This window comes from Raoultella sp., from assembly GCF_039594335.1.
Classification (GTDB): Bacteria; Pseudomonadota; Gammaproteobacteria; order Enterobacterales; family Enterobacteriaceae; genus Klebsiella.
In genome coordinates, this window is the sequence record NZ_JBCNNS010000146.1 from 1 (window position 1) to 9,070 (window position 9,070).

Below are 9,070 nucleotides of genomic sequence, written 5' to 3' on the forward strand. Positions count from 1 at the left end.
CTGGCATTTTTGTGTCAACACTAAAATTAACCCACTGATTCAAATGGCTAAATTTAATCCAACTCGTTGTTTTAGTGCACAATGTGCCCTTCGTCGGTATCCAGCTGGCCATTCTCACGTAATCTTTGTAACGGGTCCTGGCGATAGAAATGGCAAAAACGTTGCCAAAGTGCCGGAAAGCGCGGGGCAAACAGCTCCGGTGCGCTAAAGAAATATTCAGATAATACGGCAAAACACTCGGCCGGGTCGGTCGCTGCATAAGCGTCAATGCTGGCGGCGCTCTCCCCAACCAGATCGATCTCATCCTGAATGTTATTCATCGCCGCGTGGAGATCATGCTCCCAGCCGGCGACTTCGCGTAACGGAATCAACGGCACGCCGCTGGCGCGATCGCCATTGCGGGTATCCAGCTTATGCGCAACTTCGTGCACGATAAGGTTGAAACCAGATGCATCGAAAGAATCCTGAATATCCAGCCAGTTCAGGATGATGGGGCCTTGTTGCCAGCTCTGGCCGGATTGTACGACCCGTTGATTGTGGACCAGTCCAATATCGTCTTCCCATTCATCATCAACCACAAATGGGGCAGGGTAGATTAGCACCTCATGGAAGCCATCCAGCCACTCAGTGCCGAGTGCAAGAACCGGCAAACAGAACAACATCGCAATGCGGGCGTTTTGCAGCGGAGTGAGTTCAAGCCCTTGCAGAGTGACCAGACGTTTTTGTTGCAGAAAACGTGCCGCCATCTGCACCAGTTCCTGCCGTTCTTGTGCAGAAAGATTGGCTAAAACAGGAATGGCAAGCGCGTGTTCCCAGGGTATTTCGGCGTTGCCGGACTCTTCATCTACTTTCCAGGGCCATTTAAACATCATTTTGCTCGCAAAGTCGTCACTTGAACATAATTAAAGAGACAGGAACTATTAAAGTGCCAAAGAACCTGGCATTATAGCAACCTCAACGGAGAGATGCCGGAGCGGCTGAACGGACCGGTCTCGAAAACCGGAGTAGGGGCAACTCTACCGGGGGTTCAAATCCCCCTCTCTCCGCCACTATTCAATCACTTACAGCAATCCTTTTCAGTGACCAATATCCCGATGAGAAAAATTGAGAAAATCCACTGAGAAAAATTTTAGCGCCGAAGCATACTCTGACGCCAAAGAATCATCTCATTTTCTTGTCCAAACTCGGGCTGATTTTAACTTTCCTGTCGTAAACAAGTACCTGTGATTCTGACTGATGGCCACTGAATTTTTGCTTGTCTCTGCCTGAGTCTTCATAGTCAGAGATTAGAGCATGGACGGTGCAATCAAGTGGCCACCTGGTTCTTCAGAAGCACCGTTTCTGGCTTTTCTCCATGCTTCATTGAACCCCATTGTATGAATAACGAGCTCCATACATTGTCCTGATAATAAGGCCATCCTGTCCCCATTCTCTGCAAATATCAACAGCCGCATTGAGGCGCTCAGTCCAGGTTTTGATCTGTTCAATACCAGTCTTACCTTGTTGGATGAAAATGCCTTTATCAATAATCTGATTCCAGTTCATTTTAAGAACATCTGAAACCCATGCAGCGCAAAGATCGCCTTTGGCATTGTGGTAAAGACATTCGCTGACAGGCTGGGCACCGGCCCTTTGGTTCATATTGTGTTCAAAACTGATGGCATCGGCTAAGAGAGTGCCTGGTGGGGGCATAAATAGAAGCTGGAGATTTAACTCCAGCTTTGAAGGGGAGATTCATTCTGAGGCGGATGCTCCCGGGACTTCCTTTAATGATTCGATGTCGATTTCTGAATCGTTGGTTTCGAGTAGCTGAGTTAACAAGATCAGATTATTGAATTCATTTAATAATATTTCAGCGTCGGATTTCAGTGGTGTGTCGGCTGCTTCAAGTGCTGCATTGATGGCTTTCCTGACATTCTCAAGCATTTCATTCATACCGCCATTTTTACCAATGGTCAGTAGTAATGCGCCTAAGAGTAGAGACTGAGCTTCTACTTTGGCCGCAAGCTGTTTAGCTTCGGCGTCCATTTGGGAAATTTTAGCGATCACACTGAGTATCAAGTTTTTCATAATGCCCCCTGTTTTTTGCGAGATTACCCTCTTAATAATTTTTGGGCGAGGATTATTTAGTGGATCCAGAAACGGCTTTTGTTGTGGTTTCCCATCATTGACGAACAGAAGATGCTCATATATTGGTTGATGAATCAGGAAAGGGGGTCATGGTCAACTGGGATGTAGGACTAACATTGGCATGTGTTAATCAATCGGGAGCAGGTCACTGTCCCTCGGATTGTCAGAGATAAAGCGTCTCGTGCAGAGAAAATAAGGATATATGAGCAGAATGGCCGTTTCTGCTGGCAGAGATGCTGACTGTTCTGCGCCCCGATAGTGATGGGGACCTCTGACCAGTGACCCCCCCGGTTTTGCGCCCTGCCATCAAGATGATTTGTTGCGGGGAACTCTTAACGCGCGTCAATATTATCGATGAGATCCCTTTGCGTGATGTCCCGCATTTTATCGCCCGCGTAAAACCTTCCCCTTCGGGGGAGGGGGAAAGAGAGAAAAGCAGGACCGAAGTCCTGCTTTTCAGGCATATCACGAAGGAGGGTACTGATTAGAACTGGTAAACGATACCTACGGCGACGGTGTTATCGGAGTTCACACCCAGCTTGTTGTCGCTATCAATCTGGTTGATTTGATAGTCAACATAAGTGGACATGTTTTTGTTGAAGTAGTAGGTTGCACCGACATCGATGTAGTTGATGTAATCTTCATCACCAAGGCCGCTTTCAATATTTTTCGCTTTAGATTTGTAGTAAGCGATGGACGGACGCAGGCCGAAATCGAACTGATATTGTGCAACGACGGAGAAGTCCTGAGTTTTGTTGGCAAAGCCGCCAGTAATGCGGGTCGCATTGCGGGTTTCGCCGTACAGGGCTGCCAGGTAGATATTGTTCGCATCGTATTTCAGACCGGTTGCCCACTGCTCAGCTTTATTGCCTTTGCCGCGTGCCAGCGCCTGCTGTCCATCGGTACGGTCTGCTGCGCCGTAAGCGCCGACAACGCCGAAACCATCAAATTCATAGCCCAGAGAGGTTGCCCAGCCATCACCGTTAGCACGGGACGGATCATTTGCGTGCTCGTTTTTACCCAGGTACTGTACGCCGAAGCTCAGACCGTCGACCAGACCGAAGAAGTTGTTGTTACGGTAGGTCGCCAGTCCACCTGTTCGACCAGAGAAGAAGTTATCGCTGGAGCTGGTGTCGCCGCCAAACTCTGGCAGCATATCGGTTACGCCGATGGCGTCATAAACCAGGCCGTAGTTACGCCCGTAGTCGAAGGAGCCTGCATCGCCGAATTTCAGACCCGCGTAGGCCAGACGGGTTTTGTTTCCGGTCTGAGCGTCACTACCTTCAGTGTTATTACCCTGAAAGTTATATTCCCACCGCCCGTAGCCGGTCAGTTGGTCGGTGATCTGGGTTTCCCCTTTAAAACCCAGACGGGCATAGGTTTTGTCGCCATCATTACCTTTGTCATCAGAGAAATAATGCAGACCTGCGGTTTTTCCGTACAGATCGAGCTTGTTGCCGCCTTTGTTGTAGATTTCCGCTGCGTGAGGGGCGCCAGCTATCAATAATGCCGGAACCAGAAGTGCCAGTGTTTTTCTTTTCATTATATATTTCCTTTTAATCATCATTAATATGAATGGAGATGAGTATTGCTGAATGCAAATTTATACTATCGGTAAGGTTCAGTTTTTTTTAAATTAAAAATGTAAATAAATTATACCAAGAATTTCATAATGTTTCTTTGTGCGTTTTTATATTAAAAATCTATCATTTTGAAATGATGTATTTTTATTTATTATTGTTTTCGATAACAATGCATTAGGTGTTTTAATTGATGTATTGGCGGCATTGATTTAATGCTTGTAAATTATGGGTTCCATTTTAATTATTTGGGTGGGTTATTTAACTCATGGGTAATGCGTTATTCTGGGGGGCGTTCGAATTGATACGGCTGATGACGATAGGAAAATATATTCCAGGCAGCATGTCATTATTATCTGCCGCGGTTTTACCCTAATGAAAAATAGATTTTGTGATGCTGGCGAGTAAACCTCAGGATCTCGTGACAGTTAAAAGCGGTTGTTCAGGGGAGGAAGGTGCTGTTTCGTTATCTTTTTCACAGTATAATGTGACGTGCGTCACTTTTTTGCGAGGTGCCGCGGTTTCGTTGTCAGTTAAAGGAGAAGCGTTAATGGAGCAGAAAGCGAAACGAAGCCCGGGTGGGAAACTTGCCCTGTGGGTCTTTTATGCCTTTTGTGGTTACTTTCTGTGGGCAATGGTGCGCTACTGGTGGGTCGTTGGCAAAATTGAAAGTGTCCCCGGAGCGACAATCGACGGTGATCTGGGCTCAACGTCAGGGAAGTGGCTTGGTGCGCTGCTCGGGTTCCTTGTGCTGAGCCTTGTGGGCGCTATCCTGGGGGCGATAGCCTGGTATACCCGCCCCGATCCCAGGATGCATGAACAACGCGATTAAAGTTGCTATGCTCAACGCTGGCCTTCTCTCAAAGGAACGCGTATGGAACAACTTGACTGGCAGCAACGATTTGAAGCCTGGCTTGTGGGACATCTCACCCAGGGCGACTCCGCCCACGACCTTTCGCACTTCCGCCGCGTGTGGGGGACTGCGCAGAGGTTGGCTGAGGACAGTCAGGTTGATCGTCTGGTCATTCTGACCGCCTGTTATTTTCATGACATTGTAAGCCTGCCGAAAAACCATCCCGAGCGCAGCCGCTCCTCGGTGATGGCGGCAGAAAAAACGCTGGGTATTCTCCAGTCGTCATTCCCTGATTTTCCGCGCGACCGCTATCCTGCCGTTTATCATGCGATTGAGGCGCACAGTTTCAGTGCCGGTATTCCCCCCCAAAGCACAGAGGCGAAAATTGTCCAGGACGCCGATCGGCTGGAGGCACTTGGCGCAATTGGTCTGGCCCGAGTCTTCGCGGTGTCCGGGGCGCTAAACAACCTCTTGTTTGATGCTGAAGATCCCTTTGCTGACAGGCGTAAACTGGATGACCAAAAATATGCGCTGGACCATTTCCAGTGCAAGTTGTTGCGTTTACCCGACACGATGCAAACGGACAAAGGCAAAGCGATGGCGGTACATAATGCGCGCTTTCTCGTGCAATTTATGGCCAAGCTTAGCGCTGAGCTTCGCGGCGACACGCTGTCGGTGGATGACGCGGTTTTAAGGCGCTTTGAGCCACTGGTCTGAAACTGCCCGCATTATTTATGGTAATCTCTGCAAAATTGTCCGGGCTGGTTGAGGGTATGTCGCAAAATTTATTGAAGGAAAAAAGCCTGTTGTCGCCTCCGGAACATACCGGAGAAGAGGCTCAGGCGCTGTTGCGCCAGCTGATGACAATATACGATGTGAAAACGCTGGTGGCATTTCTGCTGGCCGTTGGCGATCGTCACTGGAGTCCGGCAATATTAAAACGCGTGGCGACGGTTGAACGGGCAACTGATCGTATTACGGCCAACGAGTATGCCCGTCTGACAACGTTACTGCCGCCACCGCCGGCCCATCATCCCCATTATGTTTTCCGCTTCGTCGATCTCTTTGCGGGAATCGGCGGGATTCGCAGCGGCTTTGAGGCGATTGGTGGACAATGCGTTTTCACCAGTGAATGGAATAAGCACGCGGTGCGAACCTACAAAGCCAACTGGTATTGTGATCCGAATCAGCACCGTTTTAATGAAGACATCCGTGATATAACCCTCAGCCATCGCCCGGATGTGGGTGATGAAGACGCCGCGCAGCATATTCGCGAGACGGTTCCTCCACACGATGTTCTTCTGGCGGGCTTTCCTTGCCAGCCTTTTTCGCTCGCCGGGGTATCGAAGAAAAATGCGCTTGGCCGGGCCCACGGTTTCGCCTGTGAAACCCAGGGCACGCTGTTCTTTGATGTGGTCAGAATTATTGCCGCCCGTAGGCCTGCCATCTTCGTACTGGAGAACGTTAAAAACCTGAAAAGCCATGATAAAGGACGGACATTCCGCATTATCATGCAGACGCTGGATGAGCTGGGTTATGAGGTCTCTGATGCTGACCACCACGGGGTCGACGATCCGAAAGTGATCGATGGGCGTCATTTCTTACCCCAGCACCGCGAACGTATTGTGCTGGTGGGTTTTCGTCGCGATCTCCAACTGCACCATGGTTTTACCCTGCGCGATATTTCAACGTTTTATCCGACCGCCCGTCCGACCTTTGGCGATCTGCTGGAACCGACGGTGGATGCTAAATTTATTCTGACGCCGGTGCTGTGGAAGTATCTGTATCACTATGCGCGGAAACATCAGGCGCTGGGCAATGGGTTTGGTTACGGCCTGGTTGATCCGTGCAATCCTCAGAGCGTGGCACGCACGCTATCCGCGCGCTACTACAAAGATGGCGCCGAAATTCTGGTCGATCGCGGCTGGGACCGGCTGTTGGGCGAGCAGCACTTCGACGATGCGCAAAATCAGCTTCGTCGCCCGCGTCGGCTGACGCCGCGCGAATGTGCGCGGTTGATGGGGTTTGAAAGCCCGCAGGGCTATCGCTTCCGCATTCCGGTTTCCGATACCCAGGCCTATCGCCAGTTCGGTAATTCAGTCGTGGTGCCGGTGTTTGCGGCTGTCGCGAAATTACTTGCGCCGCGAATCGCGCAGGCCGTGGAGCAGCGAAAATCCGAGGATGAAGACGGTGGACGTCCACGATAAAGCCACGCGCAGTAAAAACATGCGGGCGATTGGCCAGCGTGATACGGCGATCGAAAAGCGGCTTGCCGCGCTGCTCACTCAAGCCGGGTTCACGTTTACTGTTCAGGATGCGACGCTGCCAGGGCGTCCGGATTTTGTCGTGGCAGAGTACCACTGCGTTATTTTTACTCACGGTTGTTTCTGGCATCACCATCGCTGCTATCTGTTTAAAGTCCCCGCGACGCGTACCGAATTCTGGCTGGATAAAATCGGCAAGAACGTCACGCGCGATAGTCGTGATATCATGCGCTTACAAGCGCTAGGATGGCGGGTGCTGATCGTCTGGGAATGCGCGCTGCGCGGACGACGGAAGCTCAGCGATGAGGCGCTGACTGAGCGCCTGGAAGAGTGGATCTGCGGCGGTGGTTACCGCGCGCAGATCGACACGCAGGGTATTGGTGAGCCAGAGCTTACTTCTCCACCTCGCAAGGCGTAACTTCAGCCTGGGTGGAGAACAGGTATTTCCCCAAGGTGACCAGCACAACGGCAAAAATAATGATGCCCAGCGCCAGCCACTCGATGGACGAGAGGTTCTCTCCGGCAAATCCGGTCCCCAGCAGTACCGCCACCACGGGATTGACGTAAGCGTAGCTGGTGGCAACGGCGGGAGTGACGTTACGAATTAAATACATGTAGGCGTTAATGGCGATAAGAGAGCCAAAAATCGCCAGATAGGCAACGGCAAAAATACTGGACCACGATGGCATTTGGCTCAGCGTTTCGCCGGTCAGCCAGGAGGCGACTGCCAGGACTATTCCCGCGGCGAGCATTTCAATCGCGCCAGCCATCATGCCTGTCGGTAGCTCAATTCGTGAACCGTAAACGGAACCAAATGCCCAGCTCATTGAACCGATCAGGATCAACAGCGCCCCCCAGGGATTGCCGCTCAGATTTCCGCCGCTGTTAAGCAGAACAATGCCCGCCAGACCGATAGCAATGCCCAGCCACTCAATCTTGCGAGTGGTAATACCAAAAAAACGGCTAAAGCAAAGCGTGAAGAGCGGTACCGTCGCCACCATAACCGCCGCAATGCCTGAAGGCACATGCTGGTGCTCGGCCAGGGTGACAAAACCATTTCCGACGGCCAGCAGGAGGATCCCGATCAGCGCGGCATTGAGCAGCGGTCTGAGCGGTGGAAGCGAGTGGCCGGTTGCCAGCAGATAAGTGAGCAGTAGCGCGCCGGCGGAGAGAAAACGGATACTGGCCATCATCAATGGGGGCCAGCTGGCAACGCCAATGGCAATGGCAAAATAGGTCGATCCCCAGATGATATAAAGCGCAAACAGGGCTCCGATAAGGGGCAGAAGCTGGCGGGTAGACATACGTCCTCACGACGGTACAGAGATAGAAAGGAGACATATAGTAAACGTGAAAACTACTGCGCTGGCGAGCGCTTTAATTGATCGGTAATTGTTAAAATTATATTGACTCTGTGCATCTCTGGGCGAAAAAGCACTTTTACCTCATACTTATACGGACATGGTCGCTACGCGTTCAGGCTAAGGCCGGAGCGCCAGGGTGTTAATCCTCAATAAATGAAGGAATACAATTTTGGCAGGAAGTAGTCTTTTAACACTGTTGGATGATATCGCCACTTTGCTTGACGATATTTCCGTGATGGGGAAACTGGCAGCGAAAAAAACGGCCGGCGTACTGGGAGACGATCTCTCGCTCAATGCCCAGCAGGTGACGGGCGTTCGCGCTAATCGCGAGCTCCCCGTTGTCTGGGGCGTGGCAAAGGGATCGTTCGTCAATAAAGTGATTTTAGTGCCGCTGGCTTTGCTGATCAGCGCGTTTATTCCCTGGGCGATTACGCCATTGCTGATGCTGGGCGGTGCATTCCTGTGCTATGAAGGCGTTGAGAAAGTGTTGCACAGCCTGCAGGCGCGCAAACACAAGGAAGATCCACAGGCCCGTCAGCAGCGTCTGGAAGCGCTGGCGGAGCGAGATCCGCTGGCATTTGAACGCGATAAAGTGAAAGGGGCGGTACGCACTGACTTTATTCTGTCTGCTGAAATTGTGGCCATTACGTTGGGTATCGTGGCCGATGCGCCGCTGCTCAATCAGATTCTGATTCTCTCCGGGATTGCCATTCTGGTGACTGTTGGCGTATACGGTTTGGTGGGCATTATCGTGAAGCTGGATGATATGGGGTACTGGCTGGTGAAGAAAAGCAGCGCGTTGGCGCGTTGGGTCGGCAACGGACTACTGGCGGTTGCGCCACGCCTGATGAAGCTACTCTCTATCGTCGGGACACTGGC

Annotated in this window: 10 protein-coding genes and 1 tRNA gene; 6 read left to right on the forward strand and 5 right to left on the reverse strand. The window is 51.2% G+C overall.

The annotated features are described in order from the left end of the window. Window positions 1-71: 71 nt before the first annotated feature. Window positions 72-872 (reverse strand): DgsA anti-repressor MtfA, encoded by an 801-nt coding sequence (gene mtfA, locus ACZAHD_RS19140; protein WP_462458184.1) that lies wholly within the window; start codon window positions 870-872, stop codon window positions 72-74. Window positions 873-959: 87 nt separating this feature from the next. On the opposite strand from mtfA, the gene ACZAHD_RS19145 reads away from it, so the two are divergent. Further along, window positions 960-1,049, forward strand: a tRNA-Ser gene (locus tag ACZAHD_RS19145). Between the two features lie 310 nt (window positions 1,050-1,359). On the opposite strand, the gene ACZAHD_RS19150 is transcribed toward ACZAHD_RS19145, so the two are convergent. The 3 genes from ACZAHD_RS19150 to ompF form a co-directional block, all read right to left on the reverse strand. Then, a complete protein-coding gene (locus ACZAHD_RS19150; protein WP_462458185.1) occupies window positions 1,360-1,692 on the reverse strand; it encodes a site-specific integrase in 333 nt (110 codons plus the stop codon). A gap of 42 nt (window positions 1,693-1,734) precedes the next feature. Next, complete coding sequence (gene iraP, locus ACZAHD_RS19155) at window positions 1,735-2,070, reverse strand: anti-adapter protein IraP (RefSeq protein WP_462458186.1); 336 nt, start codon at window positions 2,068-2,070, stop codon at window positions 1,735-1,737. A 544-nt stretch (window positions 2,071-2,614) separates the two neighbouring features. Continuing rightward, window positions 2,615-3,676, reverse strand: coding sequence for a porin OmpF (ompF, locus tag ACZAHD_RS19160; RefSeq protein WP_462458193.1), 1,062 nt, complete (start codon window positions 3,674-3,676; stop codon window positions 2,615-2,617). 584 nt (window positions 3,677-4,260) lie between these two features. Between ompF and drpB the strand changes: the two genes are divergently transcribed. From drpB to ACZAHD_RS19180, 4 genes are read left to right on the forward strand one after another with little or no spacing between them, the layout of a single operon-like run. Further along, on the forward strand, window positions 4,261-4,542 hold the full coding sequence (drpB, locus tag ACZAHD_RS19165; protein ID WP_462458187.1) for a cell division protein DrpB: 282 nt from the start codon (window positions 4,261-4,263) through the stop codon (window positions 4,540-4,542). A 42-nt stretch (window positions 4,543-4,584) separates the two neighbouring features. Next, the gene (locus ACZAHD_RS19170; protein ID WP_462458188.1) at window positions 4,585-5,280 is read left to right on the forward strand and encodes a phosphohydrolase; all 696 of its coding nucleotides are present in this window, start codon (window positions 4,585-4,587) and stop codon (window positions 5,278-5,280) included. A 56-nt stretch (window positions 5,281-5,336) separates the two neighbouring features. Next, window positions 5,337-6,770 carry a DNA cytosine methyltransferase gene (locus ACZAHD_RS19175; protein ID WP_462458189.1) on the forward strand — a complete coding sequence of 478 codons (1,434 nt, stop codon included), beginning with the start codon at window positions 5,337-5,339 and terminating at the stop codon, window positions 6,768-6,770. Then, window positions 6,745-7,245 (forward strand): very short patch repair endonuclease, encoded by a 501-nt coding sequence (locus tag ACZAHD_RS19180; protein WP_462458190.1) that lies wholly within the window; start codon window positions 6,745-6,747, stop codon window positions 7,243-7,245. Before ACZAHD_RS19175 ends, ACZAHD_RS19180 begins: the two co-directional genes overlap by 26 nt. On the opposite strand, the gene yedA is transcribed toward ACZAHD_RS19180, so the two are convergent. Then, window positions 7,220-8,131, reverse strand: coding sequence for a drug/metabolite exporter YedA (yedA, locus tag ACZAHD_RS19185; RefSeq protein WP_462458191.1), 912 nt, complete (start codon window positions 8,129-8,131; stop codon window positions 7,220-7,222). The two genes, ACZAHD_RS19180 and yedA, sit on opposite strands and share 26 nt — an antisense overlap. Before the next feature lie 229 nt (window positions 8,132-8,360). On the opposite strand from yedA, the gene ACZAHD_RS19190 reads away from it, so the two are divergent. Next, window positions 8,361-9,070, forward strand: a 710-nt coding sequence (locus ACZAHD_RS19190) for a DUF808 family protein (RefSeq protein ID WP_462458192.1), incomplete at its 3' end; no start/stop codon positions are given.

Coding starts and splice junctions, on each gene's coding strand:
- mtfA (WP_462458184.1), bottom strand. CDS start 872: ATGATGTTTAAATGGCCCTGGAAAGTAGATGAAGAGTCCGGCAACGCC.
- ACZAHD_RS19150 (WP_462458185.1), bottom strand. CDS start 1,692: ATGCCCCCACCAGGCACTCTCTTAGCCGATGCCATCAGTTTTGAACAC.
- iraP (WP_462458186.1), bottom strand. CDS start 2,070: ATGAAAAACTTGATACTCAGTGTGATCGCTAAAATTTCCCAAATGGAC.
- drpB (WP_462458187.1), top strand. CDS start 4,261: ATGGAGCAGAAAGCGAAACGAAGCCCGGGTGGGAAACTTGCCCTGTGG.
- ACZAHD_RS19170 (WP_462458188.1), top strand. CDS start 4,585: ATGGAACAACTTGACTGGCAGCAACGATTTGAAGCCTGGCTTGTGGGA.
- ACZAHD_RS19175 (WP_462458189.1), top strand. CDS start 5,337: ATGTCGCAAAATTTATTGAAGGAAAAAAGCCTGTTGTCGCCTCCGGAA.
- ACZAHD_RS19180 (WP_462458190.1), top strand. CDS start 6,745: ATGAAGACGGTGGACGTCCACGATAAAGCCACGCGCAGTAAAAACATG.
- yedA (WP_462458191.1), bottom strand. CDS start 8,131: ATGTCTACCCGCCAGCTTCTGCCCCTTATCGGAGCCCTGTTTGCGCTT.